At 51.8% G+C, this 15,516-nt stretch carries 16 protein-coding genes and 1 tRNA gene; 12 read left to right on the forward strand and 5 right to left on the reverse strand.

Going from position 1 to position 15,516, the window contains the following annotated elements:
* Window positions 1-27 precede the first annotated feature (27 nt).
* Together J3P34_RS17200 and J3P34_RS17205 are read left to right on the forward strand one after the other, a co-directional pair.
* Window positions 28-1,167, forward strand: a complete 1,140-nt coding sequence (locus J3P34_RS17200; RefSeq protein WP_210462695.1) for an acyl-CoA dehydrogenase — start codon at window positions 28-30, stop codon at window positions 1,165-1,167.
* 168 nt (window positions 1,168-1,335) lie between these two features.
* Window positions 1,336-2,256 (forward strand): helix-turn-helix domain-containing protein, encoded by a 921-nt coding sequence (locus J3P34_RS17205; RefSeq protein ID WP_149089989.1) that lies wholly within the window; start codon window positions 1,336-1,338, stop codon window positions 2,254-2,256.
* 360 nt (window positions 2,257-2,616) lie between these two features.
* Here the strand turns inward: J3P34_RS17205 and J3P34_RS17210 are convergent, their stop codons facing one another.
* Genes J3P34_RS17210 through J3P34_RS17220 form a run of 3 tightly spaced genes read right to left on the reverse strand, consistent with a single transcriptional unit; the run spans window position 2,617 to window position 4,401 of the window.
* Window positions 2,617-3,396, reverse strand: coding sequence for a geranylgeranylglyceryl/heptaprenylglyceryl phosphate synthase (locus J3P34_RS17210; RefSeq protein WP_210489860.1), 780 nt, complete (start codon window positions 3,394-3,396; stop codon window positions 2,617-2,619).
* Entirely contained in the window at window positions 3,356-4,015 is a 660-nt protein-coding gene (locus J3P34_RS17215) for a hypothetical protein (protein WP_210489861.1), read from the reverse strand. The genes J3P34_RS17210 and J3P34_RS17215 overlap by 41 nt, the downstream gene beginning before the upstream one ends.
* Before the next feature lie 14 nt (window positions 4,016-4,029).
* Window positions 4,030-4,401: a phage holin family protein gene (locus J3P34_RS17220; protein ID WP_210489863.1), complete on the reverse strand. Its 372-nt coding sequence runs from the start codon at window positions 4,399-4,401 to the stop codon at window positions 4,030-4,032.
* Window positions 4,402-4,631: 230 nt separating this feature from the next.
* Between J3P34_RS17220 and J3P34_RS17225 the strand changes: the two genes are divergently transcribed.
* From J3P34_RS17225 to J3P34_RS17240, 4 genes are all read left to right on the forward strand, one after another.
* A complete protein-coding gene (locus J3P34_RS17225) occupies window positions 4,632-5,720 on the forward strand; it encodes a DnaJ domain-containing protein (RefSeq protein WP_210489864.1) in 1,089 nt (362 codons plus the stop codon).
* 809 nt (window positions 5,721-6,529) lie between these two features.
* On the forward strand, window positions 6,530-7,342 hold the full coding sequence (locus tag J3P34_RS17230) for a metallophosphoesterase family protein (protein ID WP_246853764.1): 813 nt from the start codon (window positions 6,530-6,532) through the stop codon (window positions 7,340-7,342).
* Between the two features lies 1 nt (window position 7,343).
* On the forward strand, window positions 7,344-7,934 hold the full coding sequence (locus J3P34_RS17235) for a hypothetical protein (RefSeq protein WP_210489865.1): 591 nt from the start codon (window positions 7,344-7,346) through the stop codon (window positions 7,932-7,934).
* A gap of 519 nt (window positions 7,935-8,453) precedes the next feature.
* Window positions 8,454-8,597, forward strand: coding sequence for a hypothetical protein (locus tag J3P34_RS17240; protein ID WP_210462707.1), 144 nt, complete (start codon window positions 8,454-8,456; stop codon window positions 8,595-8,597).
* A 10-nt stretch (window positions 8,598-8,607) separates the two neighbouring features.
* Here J3P34_RS17240 and J3P34_RS17245 read toward each other — a convergent pair whose 3' ends face one another.
* Both J3P34_RS17245 and J3P34_RS17250 read right to left on the reverse strand, forming a co-directional pair.
* Window positions 8,608-9,000 carry a nuclease A inhibitor family protein gene (locus tag J3P34_RS17245; RefSeq protein WP_210489867.1) on the reverse strand — a complete coding sequence of 131 codons (393 nt, stop codon included), beginning with the start codon at window positions 8,998-9,000 and terminating at the stop codon, window positions 8,608-8,610.
* A 187-nt stretch (window positions 9,001-9,187) separates the two neighbouring features.
* Entirely contained in the window at window positions 9,188-10,060 is an 873-nt protein-coding gene (locus tag J3P34_RS17250) for a DNA/RNA non-specific endonuclease (RefSeq protein WP_210489868.1), read from the reverse strand.
* Window positions 10,061-10,481: 421 nt separating this feature from the next.
* Between J3P34_RS17250 and J3P34_RS17255 the strand changes: the two genes are divergently transcribed.
* From J3P34_RS17255 to J3P34_RS17280, 6 genes are all read left to right on the forward strand, one after another.
* Window positions 10,482-11,624, forward strand: coding sequence for a putative sensor domain DACNV-containing protein (locus tag J3P34_RS17255; protein WP_210462713.1), 1,143 nt, complete (start codon window positions 10,482-10,484; stop codon window positions 11,622-11,624).
* 236 nt (window positions 11,625-11,860) lie between these two features.
* The gene (locus tag J3P34_RS17260; protein ID WP_210489869.1) at window positions 11,861-12,268 is read left to right on the forward strand and encodes a cupin domain-containing protein; all 408 of its coding nucleotides are present in this window, start codon (window positions 11,861-11,863) and stop codon (window positions 12,266-12,268) included.
* A 304-nt stretch (window positions 12,269-12,572) separates the two neighbouring features.
* Complete coding sequence (locus J3P34_RS17265) at window positions 12,573-13,691, forward strand: tyrosine-type recombinase/integrase (protein WP_210489870.1); 1,119 nt, start codon at window positions 12,573-12,575, stop codon at window positions 13,689-13,691.
* Between the two features lie 283 nt (window positions 13,692-13,974).
* Window positions 13,975-14,079 (forward strand) — tRNA-OTHER (locus tag J3P34_RS17270).
* A 167-nt stretch (window positions 14,080-14,246) separates the two neighbouring features.
* On the forward strand, window positions 14,247-15,098 hold the full coding sequence (locus J3P34_RS17275) for a DNA/RNA non-specific endonuclease (RefSeq protein ID WP_246853765.1): 852 nt from the start codon (window positions 14,247-14,249) through the stop codon (window positions 15,096-15,098).
* A gap of 15 nt (window positions 15,099-15,113) precedes the next feature.
* Window positions 15,114-15,512, forward strand: a complete 399-nt coding sequence (locus J3P34_RS17280) for a nuclease A inhibitor family protein (protein ID WP_210489872.1) — start codon at window positions 15,114-15,116, stop codon at window positions 15,510-15,512.
* The last annotated feature ends 4 nt before the right edge of the window (window positions 15,513-15,516 follow it).

A 15,516-nucleotide genomic window follows, 5' to 3' on the forward strand; every position in this document is an offset into this window, starting at 1 on the left:
CCATAGCATTCATAATAAACACCTTATATGGACTTTAAATTAACGGAAGAGCATTTGGCCGTGCAGGAAGCTGCCCGCGACTTCGCCCAGACAGAACTGTTGCCGGGCGTGATTGAACGTGACGAGCACCAAAAGTTTCCGGCGGAGCAGATCAAGAAGATGGGCGAGCTGGGGTTCCTGGGCATGATGGTGGATCCTAAGTACGGCGGCGGCGGAATGGACACCGTTTCCTATGTGCTGGCCATGGAAGAGATCTCCAAGGTAGATGCCTCCGCCTCGGTGGTCATGTCTGTGAACAACTCCCTGGTGTGCTGGGGGCTGGAGAAGTACGGCTCTGAGGAGCAGAAGCAGAAATACCTGCCGCGCCTGGCTACCGGCGAGATCATTGGCGCTTTCTGCCTTTCTGAGCCAGAGGCTGGGTCAGACGCCACCATGCAGCGTACTACCGCCGTGGACATGGGCGACCATTACCTGCTCAACGGCACCAAGAACTGGATCACCAACGGCAGCACCGCCTCTGTGTACCTGGTGATTGCGCAGACCAACCCAGAGCTGCGTCACAAGGGCATCAATGCTCTTATCGTGGAAAAAGGCATGCCAGGCTTTGAGATTGGGCCAAAAGAAAATAAATTAGGCATAAGAGGCTCAGACACACACTCTTTGATGTTCACAGACGTTAAGGTTCCAAAGGAGAACCGCATCGGGGAGGATGGCTTCGGGTTTAAGTTTGCCATGTCTACCCTCAACGGCGGCCGCATCGGGATTGCTTCGCAGGCCCTGGGCATCGCCTCCGGCGCCTATGAGTTGTCTTTGAAGTATTCTAAGGAGCGGAAAGCGTTTGGTGTGCCTATTTCGCAACACCAATCCATCCAGTTCAAGTTGGCAGACATGGCCACCAATATTGACGCAGCCCGCTTGCTTTGCCTGCAGGCTGCCGCCGATAAAGACGCCCACCGCGATTACTCAAAATCCGGGGCAATGGCCAAACTTTTCGCCTCCAAAGTAGCCATGGATACGGCCGTTGAGGCTGTTCAAATCCATGGTGGGTACGGCTTTGTGAAAGAATATCACGTAGAGCGCCTCATGCGCGATGCCAAAATCACGCAAATTTACGAGGGAACTTCTGAGATACAGAAAATAGTAATCTCTAGGGAGATATTGAAATAGAAAAGGGGATTAATAACGTTTATTGTTGATATAAGGGTATATAGTAATTGTCAGTTTATAAATATCTACCTTTTTTGTTTGATAACTTAAAAGATAAGTACTAATTTTAAACCGACAGACAACTTAAAAAATCAACATAAGTTAAAACCCTTTAATAAGTGCCCTTACATGGAAGATTACAATAAAATAATTGAGTCGCTGAAAGTGCGCTACATCAAGGCTAAAAACCTGGTGTTGCAGCAGCCGCTGACGGTGCGTAACTACTATGATGTTGGAAACAACCTTATTTTAGTGCACAATGGCATTGTTGCTTTCGGAGACGATAAACAAGTAGCAGAAGAGGGTCAGCTACTCTTCATTCCAGGCGGCCGTAGTACCAAGCTTTATTATGGCGATACCGAGAGCCGGGTTATCTCCAATGATGATTATATCACCACCAAAGATAAGTTTTTCAAAAGCAACAATGACCTTGACTTAATCGGCGAAGCCGATGACAGCCACAGCTTTGTGAGCTTTGAGGCCAAGGTATTTGACTCTGTGAACTTCTTCACCTCCCTTGAGGTGCCGGCGTTTGTGATTACCAGCAACAAGCTGGCCACGCTGGTGATCAAGATTGTGGAGGAAAGCATGCAGGATCTGCCGGGCAAGGAGCGCATCATCAGCCTGTACACAGAGCAGATGGTGGTAGAACTGATCCGCTACATCTTAAAGAACAAGATGTTTGTGGAGCAGCTGGCTACCAACAGCACCTACTTCAAAGATCCGCGCCTTATTGACCTGTTCAACTACATCAAGGAGAACCTGGGCGGCGACTTGTCTAACAAGGTGCTCAGCAACGTGGCCAACGTTTCTGAGGACTATGTGGGCCAGTACTTCAAGATGCTCACCGGTATCAACCCGCAGGACTACATTGAATACCAGCGCATGGAGCGTGCCGTATTCTTGCTGCGCACTACCAAGAAGAGCATCAGAGAGATTGGCAAAGACGTGGGATACAAAGACACTGCGTATTTCTGCCGTCGCTTCAAAATGATGTTCGGGATTCCGGCCGGTAAAATGCGCCGCCGTGAGTCATCCATGAACGTGTAAGCACTTGCACATAGATGAAAAGGAAAGGCCCGCCAAAAGCGGGCCTTTCTGTTTTTAGGGTGTTTTGGGGGAAAGAGGCGATTTACCACCCCGCTCTTCGGGCATCCCTCCTAAGGCAGGAGGGAAGTTGGTCTGCTGAACCTTGAATAGGATTGGGCAGGCGCTTACGGCTGTTGGCAGGTTTTTGATTAAAAGGGTGAACTCGCGGAAGAAAAGCTTCACAGTTCTTGAGGCTTGGGAGTTTTATAAAGGGAAGCGTTTTAGACGTCATTCCCCCAAAATCAGCCCTAAAGCCTTTCAGGCGAATAGCTCTCCTCCTTAGTTAAGGAGGGGCAAGGGATGGTTGCTTGTCTTATCAGTTTACTCCTGCGGCAGTGCCACGTTGAAGCGCTGCTTTACCTCGCTCACCTCTTGTATGAACTGCGGGCTTTTCTCAATGTGGTTACCTACTACCAGAATATCGGCGCCGGCTTTCCAGGCGGCCTCGGCTTTCTCAGTTGTGTTCACGCCGCCGCCCACAATAATGGGCACGGAAACGGCCTGGCGCACCGCCTGGATCATGGCAGCGCTCACGGGGTACATGGCGCCGCTGCCGCCGTCCAGGTACATGTACTGCAAACCCAGCATCTGGCCGGCTAGGGCAGTGGCGGCGGCGATGGAGGGTTTGTCATACGGGATAGGCGTGGTGCCGCTCATGTAGGAGGCCGTGGTCTGCCGCCCAGAGTCAACGAGCATGTAACCGGTAGGGTAGAGGGGCAAACCGCTGGATCTGAGCAAAGGCGCCGCGGCCACGTGCTGACCGATGAGGAAGTCTGGGTTGCGGCCCGAGATAAGCGAAAGCAGCAGCATGCCGTCGGCCTGCGGGTCTATGTACAGGCCACTGCTGGGGAACAGAATCACCGGAATGGAGCTGTGCTGCTTGATGTAGCTCACAAAGGAGGTCTGGTCTGGGTTAGAGATCAGACTGCCGCCCATGAAAAAGAAATCCACCTCGTGCCGGTGGCTCAGCGCCAGGATCTCCTGGCAGCGGGCTACGGTGAGGTGGTCTGGGTCCAGGAGCACCGCCAGCCGTTTTGGGTGGTTGGCGGTGTCTGAGGTATTAGATATCGGAAAAAGATGGTGATTCAGGTGATTGGGCATTCGGGCTAACGTCAGGCTGTGACTGGTAATCAACAGTGGTGTTTTCCTCCACTAGAAGAGGTTGGGTTAGAATTGGCTGCGAGGTAGTAGCCGGTTGGTGCAGATGCTCTTCCACCAATTTTGAAAGGTACACTACCACCAAAGCCGCCAACTGCTGCTCCAATATCTTAAATAAATCTGATTGGAAAAACGCCTTGAGCCCGGAAGTTTCCTCTTTGTGTCGTGAGCGGTAAGAAGAGGTGGCCACAGTGCCGGTATTAGGGTGATAGACCGCCGGGTAAGTGCGCTCAATGGCGCTGTAGAGCGGCTCATCGTCCTCCACATCAGGGATGGACGAGATCCAGGCGCGGTCCTCGGCGCCTTTGAAGCGGGCCGGGTTCTCCAGGCGGTTGCTTTTCCTTCTCTTCTTAGGTTTTGCGTCTTTCCCCCTGCCAAAGGCTTTGCTGATCAGGTAGATGCCCGCCAGCACGCCGCCGGCAATGGCAATGCTCTTCCCGATCTGCTGTGACTGGTCTTTCAGTTCAGTGACATCGCTGAGTAAGGCATTCTTATATTCTTCTTTCTGACGTTCCAGGAACTCGCGCGGATCATCAAAAAGCGGATTGGTTAGTTCGCTCATGGCAGCAGGTATAGTTAGATGGTTTGTTCAGATTCATCAGTCTTGTAAATGGTATTCCGGAAAGCCTTGTCGGCCATGCCCTGGAATACTTTCTTGTCCAGCCCCACAATTAATATGACGAGCAAGATAAGATAAAAAAGTGTGACAATCCCGAAGCCCCAGAAGTGGCTGTCAAGTAAGTCGTTCAACAGTAGTGCAATGAACACGTTGAGGAACAGCAGCACCATCAACCCCACCAGACCCAGCAGCACGCCGTGCACCGTACTCACAAAGATGCTTTTCAGTTTGGTTTGCAGATCAAGCTTCACCAGGTCAATGCGGGTATCTATGTACCCCATCAGGTTTGCTATAATGCTGTCGGTTTTACTTTTGTCTTCGGTAGCCATGTGTTTTCTAGTTGATGGTGCGTAGGAGATATACGGAACATCTGCTGAAAAATATTCCAGAAATAATCTTCCCTAGAGTTCCATACGGGATAAGGCATTTTACGGATACCATTTGGCATTGGATATCTGCCGCCGTTTAAGAGCCGTTTAAAAGAAAATAAGGCCAAAACGCCACCCATGCAGCCGGGCTAACTCGTACTTTTGCAGATGGCCTGCCGGCCCTATGACCATTGAAAAAGAACTACTACCATATTCTGGGAGTCTCCCCCAACGCATCGGCCGCTGAGATAAAAGCCGCCTACAAAAGGCTGGCCCTCAAATGGCACCCCGACAAGAACCCGCACGACACCTACGCCGAGGAGCGGTTCAAGCAGGTGAATGATGCCTACCAGGTGCTCTCCAACCCCCGGCGCCGCGCCGCCTTTGACCTGCAGCAGCAGTATGAGAAAAGTCAGCGGCAGGCCCAAGCCCATGCCATGCCCCGCTACCACCACACGCGCCAGCCCGCCGGATTCAGGGAGCGGCATTACCGGCAGCGGCCTCAGAAGCACACGCACTTCTCCCGGCATGACCTGCAGGTGGTGCTGGGAGTGGTGGTAGCCGCCGTGTTGCTGGTGATGGGCCTCTACTTTGGCTGGCGCCAGATTGCCTCCAGTCGGGCTTTGAAGCAGGCGCAGGAGGCAGAGAAGCAACGCCTCTGGAAGCAGGCTGATGAGGCTTATTCCACCGTGCTGGAGCATAAGCCAGCCCTGGAAGGTGCCCGGGTACGGCGCGGCGCTCTCCGGCTGACTTACCTCAAGAACCCCGCTGGTGCCATTGAAGATTACTCGGCGGTACTGCGCGAAAGCGAAAACCCGAAGGCTACCTGGTATGCCGCCAGGGGCAAGGGTTATCTGCAGACCAAGCAGTACCAGCAAGCCCTCCATGACCTGAACAAAGCCATTGCCCTGGACGGGGCCCAAGCCGGCGCCTATCTGGACCGCGGCGTGGTACACCTGCAACTGGAAGACAACTGGCCTGCCGCCGAGGCTGATATCACCACCTACCTGCGGAAAGCCCCGGCCTCTTCAACCCACACCACCGAGGCCCTGCTGTACCGTACCTTCGCTCTCTACAGAATGCAGCAATTGCAGAAAGCCTGGCTAGACACTGAGCAGGCCCTGCGTCAATCTCCCGCCAACCCAAAGGCTTTTTACCTCCAGGCCAAAATAAAACAAGCCCAGGGCGACTCCACCCTCGGTTGTGAACTGTTGGTCAAAGCCGCCCAACTGGGTTTCGCCCTGGCCGCCCAGGAAGTGAAATACCAGTGCCAGCCATAAAGTCAATGCCAATCATAAAAGGTATCTGACCTAGCCTAGCTTTCCGAGCTTAATCTTGAGCGATGTTGTACAAGCTTTAACTATGTTCTAAAAGCCTGGTCCACCGTTCTCCTTCCTTTCTGTTTTGCCTTTCCCTCCCCATTTTGTCATCCTGAAAGGATCTTATGGGCGAACTGCAATAACGTTGCTCTAGCGTGCCCGGTCACAGAAGGAGATGCGTTCTAGATTGGCAAACTTTCTCAGTCTGATCTTTCCTGTGCTCTATAAGCTCTTCCATTTTCGGAGTATTTTTCAGAAATCATTCTAAAAACTGGGATTTGAATCATCAGAGCTTCAGCCCAAGAAGTGGCCTGTTCCGGTTTCAACACGGTTGATTTCTCCTTGTATACCTGCTATGGTTTAGTGCCGATAGGCCTTCTCGGGATAGGAAAAATCCAGCCAGACCTTACCTTTGGTACACTTTCCTGGCTACCCAGATTATCAGCCTTTAGGTAATATAGCCCGATGCAGATGTTAATAGTAACAAAAAGGCCTGTGATTTTCTGATGGAGTTTCTGCGCCAGGAAACGTAAAGAAAGAGAGAAACAATTGCATTTGAGAAACGCGGTTCCTGGCCAGGCCAGTGGCTGCTTTTGATTCCGCCGTTCTGCTGTGGCGCCTCTGTTTCCTGAAAGGCCAGGCACAGAACAATGTTCGCTGATCTTGCCATCACCTTGTAGGTGGCATCCCTGACGCTGGGAAGAGAATTGAGCCTCTTTTCCCAGAAATCACTCCTAAGAAGCCAAGGCTTTTTAGTTTTTCCGCTTACTATGATGAAACCTTTACCCCTCCTTTTTTCCATCTTCCTGCTCTTCCTGGTTTCCTGCTCAGATCTCTTTGAATACCATCCCAACCAGATCCGGCTGAAACCCGAGGAGAAGAACCTCACCGCTTTTTACCTTCGGCAATTGGCCGGCCAATCACCGGGCGATACGCTGCGCATCCTGGTTATGGGCGACACCCAGCGGTTCTATGACGAGACCGTGGATTTTGTGCACAAAGCCAATTCCTTCCCAGACATAGACTTTGTGATTCACCTGGGTGATATCTCTGACTTTGGCATGTCCAGGGAGTTCCGATGGGTGCATGACATCATGAAAGACCTCAGGTGGCCTTACCTCACCGTCATCGGGAACCATGATTTGCTGGGCAACGCGCGCAAGGTGTACGCCGAGATGTACGGCGACCTGAACTACGCTTTTACCTACGGCCACACCAAGTTTGTTTTCCTGGACACCAACGGCCGCGAGTACGGCTTCAATGGGAACATCCCCAACCTGGAGTGGCTGGAGAATGAGCTTCGGCCCGCGGCCGGGGAGAACTGGAACCAGGCTATTGTGGTGTCACACATCCCGCCCTTTGATTCTGATTTTGACCCTGAGTTGGAGATGGATTTTCACCGGGCGCTGGCCTCCAGCGGCCGGGTACCGTTGAGCCTGCACGGGCATCAGCATGGCTGGAGTTCAGAGAAGGCCTATGACGATGATGTCCTCTACCACGTGACCACCACGGTAAAGCGGCGCGGGTTTACTTACCTCAAGGTTTGGGACCAGGGATATTCTGTGGAGAAAATAGCCTACTAAGATGAAGCGCTTCACGCAATTCCTTTTGGGGCTGGGTCTGTTTCTATGGGCTTTCCCCGGCCATTGCCAAACTCCGGAAAAAGAGCTGTCGCCGTTCTACCTGAAAACCCAGTTCGCCGGTGATATCGGGTTGGTGTCGGTGGGGGTGGGGCGGCAGTCTTTGAACCGGAAACTGGAAACGGACGTGTCTTTTGGGTATCTGCCCAAGAAAGTGGGCGGAGATCACCTGCTTACCGTCGCGGTGAAATCATCATGGCTGGCTACCAAACCCATCAAGATAGAGAAGGTAGACTGGTATCCGCTTACTACCGGCATGCAACTGAGCTACACCTTCGGGGATGAGTATTTCGCCTCTGAGCGGTTCCTCAGCCGGTACCCTAACAGCTATTATCGGTTTTCAACCGCGCTTCACCTGTACTTTTTTGCGGGCGGCCAGGTGAACCTCACCAGGGTAGAAAAGCTGAACCGTTTCAGCGGCTATTATGAGATGGGAACCATGGGAGAATACCTGATCTCTTACGTGCAGAACCCGCGCTACCTGAACCCCGCTAAGATATTCCATCTGGCTCTGGGCGCTAAGATGCGGCTGTAGAAAGCGTTATTAAGTTGGTTTGCTCCCCAGGCTACTTGGGGCTGGGCTTGTTTTGGGGCCGTTTTTAAAGAAAATGCGCCGAAAATGGTACCCAATAAAGAAGAAGATTAGATAATAAAAGTAGAGACAAACCAACGGTTAAATGCCTGCGTTTTAGATGCTAAGTTAATTTCTGAGTATCCGGGAGGCTGCCGCCTGGAAGGGAGAGGGTCTGGTGCCGGAACCTTAAGTTAAGAGGCAGACATAAACCCAATTGCTGTGGCCAGGCAGACCGCACCAAAAGAAAGGTGAAAAGATTAGGGTCCTTTCTACGCCGCAGAAAAATAAAAAAACGCTACCTTAAGCACTAAAGCAGTCTTCTGGAGCGTATGAGACTACAATAAAGGCCACGCAGAGATGGAAATAAAAGTGAAGGAGTTCAGCCAACTACCCCTGACAGAGCAAATCAATTGTGTGCAAAGCACCGGCAGGTATCTACACGCACGCCTCAAGGGTTGGTGCCACATCAGTCTATATTTTATGGGGACCTTTTACGCCGAGGTCTGGCTTCTGGAGCATTGCGGCAGCATTGGCATGATCAGGACGTTTACCTCCCAGGCGCAACTGGAACCCTACCTCAAAACTTCCTCTATGGAAAAACTTGTACAAGAATTGCTGCCTTAAGGCCGCGGGTTTACGTTTCTACCAGCGTGGTTTTCAGTCCCAGCCACGATCCCTCCGGGGTTTTCCCTACGGCGTAGGCCTGTACCTGTACTTGCCCTATCCGGTACACGCGTATTTCCTGTAAATGAGTCTCTAACCACCCTTGCAAGGCCATGAACCGCTGGGCAACAGCCTGCTGCGTGTGGTCTTGCTCAGGGTATGTGCGTACCATGTTCCGGAGAAAATAAGTAAGGGTTACCTCTTCCGCCGGCTGGTCTGGCTTTCCTATAGCATTCAGAAAATCGGCGGGGGTTTGGATGGAAGTACCGGCTGGCAGCGTGAAAGGCTCCAGCGGAGCCTCGATTTCACTGATGAACAGCAAGCCCTGGGCTGCCTGCGCTAAGTCCTGAAGAAGTGTAGACATCTGGTTAAGCTTTTAATTTGCGCCTCACAGAGGCAACGTATTCATTCAATTTGCACCCATATAAGAAAGGATCCTGGGCTTGAACGGCAGCAGCGGAAAAAAGCTGCATAGGTTCACGCGCAGGATCCTTTCTTTTTATCAGGCAAGATTCACCAAGCTTTACGGTTTCTTTTCACCTTTGGCGCTTTTATTGGGTAGGACCGCTGTCTACGCGCGCTTCAATGGTGCTCTGTACGCTAGCCGATACGTTGGAGAGCAGGTCATAGCCCGTAGCTGCCTCAATGGCATCTACCGTGGTGCGGTACGTGCCCCAGGTGCTGCTGATGCTGGTAGTGTTAGGCGTATTCACAGCAATTACGCGGGTGCTGGAAGTGACGCGACTTGCATCACCAGAGCCGTTGGACAGCACCACAATCACTTTCCAGATACGATTAGGCACGGTGATTTTTCCGGCCGCCAGAGTCTCTGCGTATCCGTTACTGCCGGTGCCGCCCTTGCCGTAGCTTCCCATGATGATGTACAACTCATTGCCGGCGCTGATTAGGGTGCGGCAGTAGTTCTCCAGGTTGGCCCAGGTCTGCTGGTTGTTTGGACCGGCCTGCGGAATCATGTTAGACATGAGGAACGTGGCCGAGTTGTCTGTGGTGGTGAGGGTGCGGTCTGCCGAGGGACAGTTGTGGCCCCGGTCAAAGCCGCTGCCGGTGTAATCTGTGGACTGCACCCGGTAAAAGGCGCTGGGGAGCGAGGTATCTGCCCGGAAATCATCCTGGCGGGGAGCGCTGCCTACCCAGGCGCTGCTCAGGTGCCAGCTTACCCAGTTGGGCGTACCCCGATAGCTGTTGTAGGACATCACGTATTGTGGTTTGCTTACCAGGTAGTTGCTGTAACTGGTGCCGGCGGCGCTGGGATTACCCATGGTCAGGTGGCTGTCCTGGGTGGCGGTGGCGCTGTCGGTGGAGGTGTGGCTCAGGGGTTGATTGGGTTCCACGTCTTCCACGGAGCAGGAAGCAGCAAAGCCCAGGGTGAAAGCCATGAGCAAGGAACGGTACAAATTCTTCATGAGGGGCTGTTTTGTTGGGTGGTTAGTTTGATTATTTAAAGCAAGATAGCTTGCAAAGAGCTACTTGCAAGGATTTAGATAGGAATAATTCATGTTAAATAATCGTAAACTCAACTCTGGGGCAGGAAAGCACGACGGAAGGGTTTACAAGTGTTTTTTGGAAATCAGGCCGAAAACAAGGAGGGGCTAGGAGGGTAGAAGGAAATTTCAAGTAGGTGAGGCGCTTTACCACTGGTAATCTGATATCTGGGCCCGGTGAAACAATTTGGATTAGGGGCTTGTACACAGCGAAACAAAATGTAAGTTAGATTCTGAAACCGGGGATGCTTATTGTCCATCGTCGGCCAAGCCAAAAATGCCAGGAAAACCACAGGGCAGGCCCTTACCCGCGGATTCGTATACCATTGACCATCCAGATTGCATGAATCGTAAAACCACCTATGCTGCGGCCAGAACCGTGGCGCCAGCCATAGAAGCTCATTTTGCCCACCACCAGACTGAAGCCCAGGAACGTGGAGAGTTGAACCTGGCGCCTACCCCCTCGGTAAAGGTGATTGAGGCCTTGATTGATGCCGCTTTCTGGGCCAGCCTCAGAAAGGAAGAAGGGCAGTCGCCCCGCATCTCCCTGGCTTTTCTGCCCCCAGACCAAGCCGTGAAACCGCTTTTGTTTGCCCATCGGCTCCCGCTTACCACCCATAACCTCACCAAGCTGGCGCCCGGCGTAGAGCGCCCCGGAATCCATATTGGGGTCTGGAAAGAGCATGGCGAGTTGTACATGTGGGGCACCACCCGAGAGATCCTCAGTTTTTGCTTTGTGCTGGACGTCTCTGAGCCAGGTCTGCTGGTGGTGAAGCATAGAAGGTCTAGCGGGTTCGGGAAGTTCGCCAACGTGGCCGTGCTCAAGGGCGATGTGATCAAGTTCATAGATGAGCGCAACGACAGCCTACCCGATTGCCCCGAGGTACTGACTTCCCTGCTGGGTTTCAATACTCCCTCCACCTGGGACGACTCGGTGAACATTCTGGTGCAGCTTGCCGTGTCTATGCGGGCGCACGGTAGGGGCGGTACGCTGCTGGTGGTGCCTACCGGTTCTGAAACCTGGCAGCAGTCCATTCTGCACCCGGTGCAGTACGCCATCTCGCCGGCTTTCTCGGCGCTGGCCGAGCTGATGCGGCAGGAAAAGGAAGACCGGAGCCGCAGCATCTGGCAAGGCGCCCTGCGCCGGGAGATTGACGGCCTGGCAGGCCTCACGGCGGTAGACGGCGCTACTATCATCAATGACCAGCATGAGTTGCTGGCTTTCGGGGTGAAGATCATCCGGGCAGACGGCAATGACCTGGTGGAGCAGATTGCCCTCACAGAGCCGGTGCTGGGGAACGAGCCCGTCATTATGCACCCCAGCAACAACGGTGGCACCCGTCACCTTTCTGCCGCCCAGTTTGTGCATGACCAGCGCAATGCCACCGCCCTGGTAGCTTCCCAAGACGGCCGCTTCACCATCTTCAGCTGGTCACCCTGCGAGATGATGGTGCACGCCCATCGGGTAGATACGTTGCTGTTGTAGGTGTTTTGGGGTTGGTTTGATGAAAGAAAGGAGGAAACAGCATTATCTGTTTGGCCTTGGTTTCTGATCTATGAAGACCAGTCAGAATTGTTTGGCAGAAATAATTTAGTCACGCTTGTAAAGGATTCACTAATAAAAGCTTACCTTAAAGTAGGAACTGCGGCAAGCGCTACAAGTTTGCAAATAGGTACTGCTTCAAGACAATTTGCTTTCCCACACCTTCAAGAAATAAGACTATGGAAACAACAGACACACTATTGGCACCCATGCCCGGAGCCGAGCACCGCGAGGTAGGAGGCGTTCTGATGGACTTTGTGCGGACTGGTGATTCACGGGTAAAGCGGGTGGTGTATCCGCCGGGCTTTAAGTGGTCTACCCACATGAAACAGATTGTGGGCACTGATCTCTGCATGCACGCCCATCTGGGTTTCTTGGCCAAGGGGCACCTCCAAATCCTGTACGCCGATGGTATCACCGAAGACTTCGTGGCGCCCCAGGTAGTAGCCATAGAGCCCGGCCATGACGGGTGGGTAGTAGGCGAGGAGCCCGCCGTCCTGATTGAGTTTGATTTTGAGAGGGATACTTTGAGCAGGCTGGGAATGGAGACCTTCCACCACCATCGGCTGTTGCCTAAAGCAGAATAATCGTTTGCTGTTCCTGCACCGGGAGCGTCGGCTTTGGCAGCAGGGCAGCATCGTTCGCCAGGATCAATGCGCTTTCAGGCTTGTTTTCATAAAACATCCCAAAAACAAAAATCCCGCTCCATTATCTGAAGCGGGATTTTCTTTTCTGCTGGTGGTGATGATTGGAATCGAACCAACGACACAAGGATTTTCAGTCCTTTGCTCTACCAACTGAGAGCGCTCTTTACGGACAGCTAATGCAGTTTTTCTGGTTAGCTCATCATTGTGCGTCAGCGCATGCGTCAGTAATCCTTAATACTGTCACATGTTCACTGATCCAAAAATCATCAACCCGCAAGATCTTAATCAGCGCGGGTACATCCTTTTCTATTACGACGGCAAACGGTACCGTTTCTACAACGGGAAAGCGCTTGGTATTAACTGTGCACCCAACAGCTGTGATACCCATGCTGCACGGGAGCGTCTGCTAAAGCAGCTTCTGAGAAGTTATACCAGAGCACTCCTGACGGGGTGGACTCCTGAGCAGGAGAAACCCAAGGTGCAGAAGCGCTCTTTACTTCAGCTTCTTGAGCAGGTGGTGAAAGATGTACAGGGAAGCTCGTACAGCAGCGTCTACCAACGAGACATGATCAAAGTTGTTGAGAACTTCACTGAGTTCCTTATTTCTGATGGAAGAAGAGATGCGCTGCCAGAGAAAGTCGTGTCAGCGGATATAGAGCGTTTCCTTCAGCAGTTCTCTTCATCGGGTACATACTACCAGAATAAACGCCGAACGCTTGCAGCGGTCTTCTCACGGCTTGTAAAGCAGGGGTTCTGCAAAGTGAACCCTGTGCTGGAGACAAGTAAGCGGAAAGCGAAAGCAGTATTACACCAGGCATACACTCCTGAGCAACTTGCGCCTGTGTTAAGTTTCCTGAAAGGTGAGTACCCTAACCTGTATTTGTGTGCGCTGCTGATGTATGGGACCTTACTTCGCCCACACCGCAAGATCCGATTACTCAAGCGCAGACACTTCAATGAAGACTTTACCACCTTCTCTCTTGACGGAAAGGAGAACAAGAGTGGTCGCATCAGAAGTCTACCGGTACCGGAGTTCGTGCGTGAAGAACTGGTAAGAAGACAGGTTGGTGATCTCCAGCCGGAAGAGAACATTTTCACTAGTTCTCTTGAACCGTTCAACGAATCCTACTTCAATACTATGTGGTCACGTGCGAAAGCAAAGATGTCAGAACTTCGTTTGATCCAACCGCAGCAGACTCTGTATAGCTTCCGTCATGCAGCGTCAGTAAATGTTTTTACCCGTACACAGAACCTGAAACTCCTTCAGCAGTTGTTGGGGCATTCAAACCTCAACACCAGTATGACATACCTCCGTAGCATAGGTGCTATACAAGTTGAAAGCTCAATGATGCCAGAGCTGTAAGAAAAAGTTTACTCGGGTACTTGAAAAGTAAGAAAATTACTCTGAACTTTGTAGTAGGTACTGTGTTACCAAAGACATTTACAACTTCGGTTCTTTGTTTTATCGATTCGTCTGCTTTAGCAGTCACTGCGTTTGTTGCTGAACCTACTCTTTCACGTTTAGTGAAGTATGTCTTAGACCTACTGATCGGACATTTTGTAGTCTTCACCATCCTAAAATTAGTTGAACGTATTGACTTTAATCTAATGAAAACAACACTAATTATTGGAGCGTTCCTTGTTATGGGAGGGTAGGTTTACGACAAACGCTTTGATCATGCTGGAGAGCATCGAAAGACATTTTACTGGAATAACAAGGTGAGGGGGTTCGAATCCCTCTCCTCCCACCATCAAAGCTCAACGTAATGTTGAGCTTTTTTTTTGCGCAAGAAGCTCATATAGCAACAATGATAGGGGAAGGAATCTTGAGACTGCTATGAGTCTTTGTAGCTGCTTCACCAAACTATAGTAAAGTTTCCAAAGTAGAATACCTGAGAATCCTGGTCGTTGCATGCTCATGGGAAGACACCTTACTTATATCACCATCATCTGCTTAGTGCTCATCGGCTGTAAGGAGACAGAGGTAGTTCCTAAAAAATCACCGGACTTGGTCTTCAGTGAGCATCTCACCTTTGGAAACCCAAGCAATGCTACCACGGACGTAAGCAACGCTAACAATTACCTGATGGAGAAACCGCAGTATGCGCTGTCGTACAGCAGAGACAGGGGTACCCCGAACTGGGTGAGCTGGCATATCACTACGGACTGGCTGGGTAATGCACCCCGTCAGGACGATTTTAGGGCAGACACTTCCCTGCCTTCTGGGTGGTACCGGGTGGACGAGGACAGCTACCGAGGTAGTGGGTTCGACAGGGGGCACAACACTCCCTCCGCTGACAGGACCAAGACCGTGGAAGACAACTCAGCTACTTTCCTGATGACAAACATGATCCCACAGGCACCAAACAACAACCAGCAGACCTGGGCGAGACTGGAGGACTACACGCGTTCTCTGGTGCAAGCGGGAAATGAAGTGTACGTAATCATGGGAAGCTACGGGGCCGGCGGAACGGGTAGCAACGGCAGGATGACTACCATTGACGAGGGCAGGGTTACCGTTCCCAGCCAGATCTGGAAGGTGGTCGTGGTATTGCCGGAAGGAGATGATGATGTGAACAGAATCACAGCGAGCACGAGGGTGATTGCAGTCAATACCCCAAACATCAACTCCGTCAATCCTTCCTGGGGTACGTACAGGACCACTGTGGACGCTATTGAAGCATCCACAGGGTATGATCTGCTCGCCAATCTTCCCGACAATTTAGAGTCATTCCTAGAAGCTAAGGTGGATACCGGTCCTACGCAATAATTACTACTCAATCCTATGGAACAGACTTTAGAGAAGATACTGCAGGCAGCCCAGGGACTTTACATGCTGAGTGAGACGGATGCACCATTCGAACCCTTAGACCTTGGACAACAACCCAGCGAAGGGTTTAACGGTGAACGGCTGCTTTCGCTCTTAAGCAAACCCGCAGATTCTCCGGTCGAAGAGCAGGAACTATCCTATTTCCTGCGCAACATGACCAAAGTGTGGGAGGGAGCCAGTGCTGAGAAGCAAGCGGAGATTGAGCGTTTTCGGCAGCTCCAAGGTCTTCTGCTTGCCACCCTTACCATGGTGAAAGTGTACAGGATTGGTCAGACGCAGATTGAAGCATATTTGCTGGGATGGACTCCTGATAACCTGTTGATTGGGTTGAAAACTCTGCAAGTAGAAACGTGAACAC

Origin of the sequence: Rufibacter aurantiacus (genome assembly GCF_017916345.1) — a bacterium.
Classification (GTDB): Bacteria; Bacteroidota; Bacteroidia; order Cytophagales; family Hymenobacteraceae; genus Nibribacter; species Nibribacter roseolus.

Bases quoted from the DNA above. Each gene is read 5' to 3' on its own strand.
- J3P34_RS17200 (WP_210462695.1), top strand. From the start codon at position 28: ATGGACTTTAAATTAACGGAAGAGCATTTGGCCGTGCAGGAAGCTGCC.
- J3P34_RS17205 (WP_149089989.1), top strand. From the start codon at position 1,336: ATGGAAGATTACAATAAAATAATTGAGTCGCTGAAAGTGCGCTACATC.
- J3P34_RS17210 (WP_210489860.1), bottom strand. From the start codon at position 3,396: ATGCCCAATCACCTGAATCACCATCTTTTTCCGATATCTAATACCTCA.
- J3P34_RS17215 (WP_210489861.1), bottom strand. From the start codon at position 4,015: ATGAGCGAACTAACCAATCCGCTTTTTGATGATCCGCGCGAGTTCCTG.
- J3P34_RS17220 (WP_210489863.1), bottom strand. From the start codon at position 4,401: ATGGCTACCGAAGACAAAAGTAAAACCGACAGCATTATAGCAAACCTG.
- J3P34_RS17230 (WP_246853764.1), top strand. From the start codon at position 6,530: ATGATGAAACCTTTACCCCTCCTTTTTTCCATCTTCCTGCTCTTCCTG.
- J3P34_RS17235 (WP_210489865.1), top strand. From the start codon at position 7,344: ATGAAGCGCTTCACGCAATTCCTTTTGGGGCTGGGTCTGTTTCTATGG.
- J3P34_RS17240 (WP_210462707.1), top strand. From the start codon at position 8,454: ATGGGGACCTTTTACGCCGAGGTCTGGCTTCTGGAGCATTGCGGCAGC.
- J3P34_RS17245 (WP_210489867.1), bottom strand. From the start codon at position 9,000: ATGTCTACACTTCTTCAGGACTTAGCGCAGGCAGCCCAGGGCTTGCTG.
- J3P34_RS17250 (WP_210489868.1), bottom strand. From the start codon at position 10,060: ATGAAGAATTTGTACCGTTCCTTGCTCATGGCTTTCACCCTGGGCTTT.
- J3P34_RS17255 (WP_210462713.1), top strand. From the start codon at position 10,482: ATGAATCGTAAAACCACCTATGCTGCGGCCAGAACCGTGGCGCCAGCC.
- J3P34_RS17260 (WP_210489869.1), top strand. From the start codon at position 11,861: ATGGAAACAACAGACACACTATTGGCACCCATGCCCGGAGCCGAGCAC.
- J3P34_RS17265 (WP_210489870.1), top strand. From the start codon at position 12,573: ATGTTCACTGATCCAAAAATCATCAACCCGCAAGATCTTAATCAGCGC.
- J3P34_RS17275 (WP_246853765.1), top strand. From the start codon at position 14,247: ATGGGAAGACACCTTACTTATATCACCATCATCTGCTTAGTGCTCATC.
- J3P34_RS17280 (WP_210489872.1), top strand. From the start codon at position 15,114: ATGGAACAGACTTTAGAGAAGATACTGCAGGCAGCCCAGGGACTTTAC.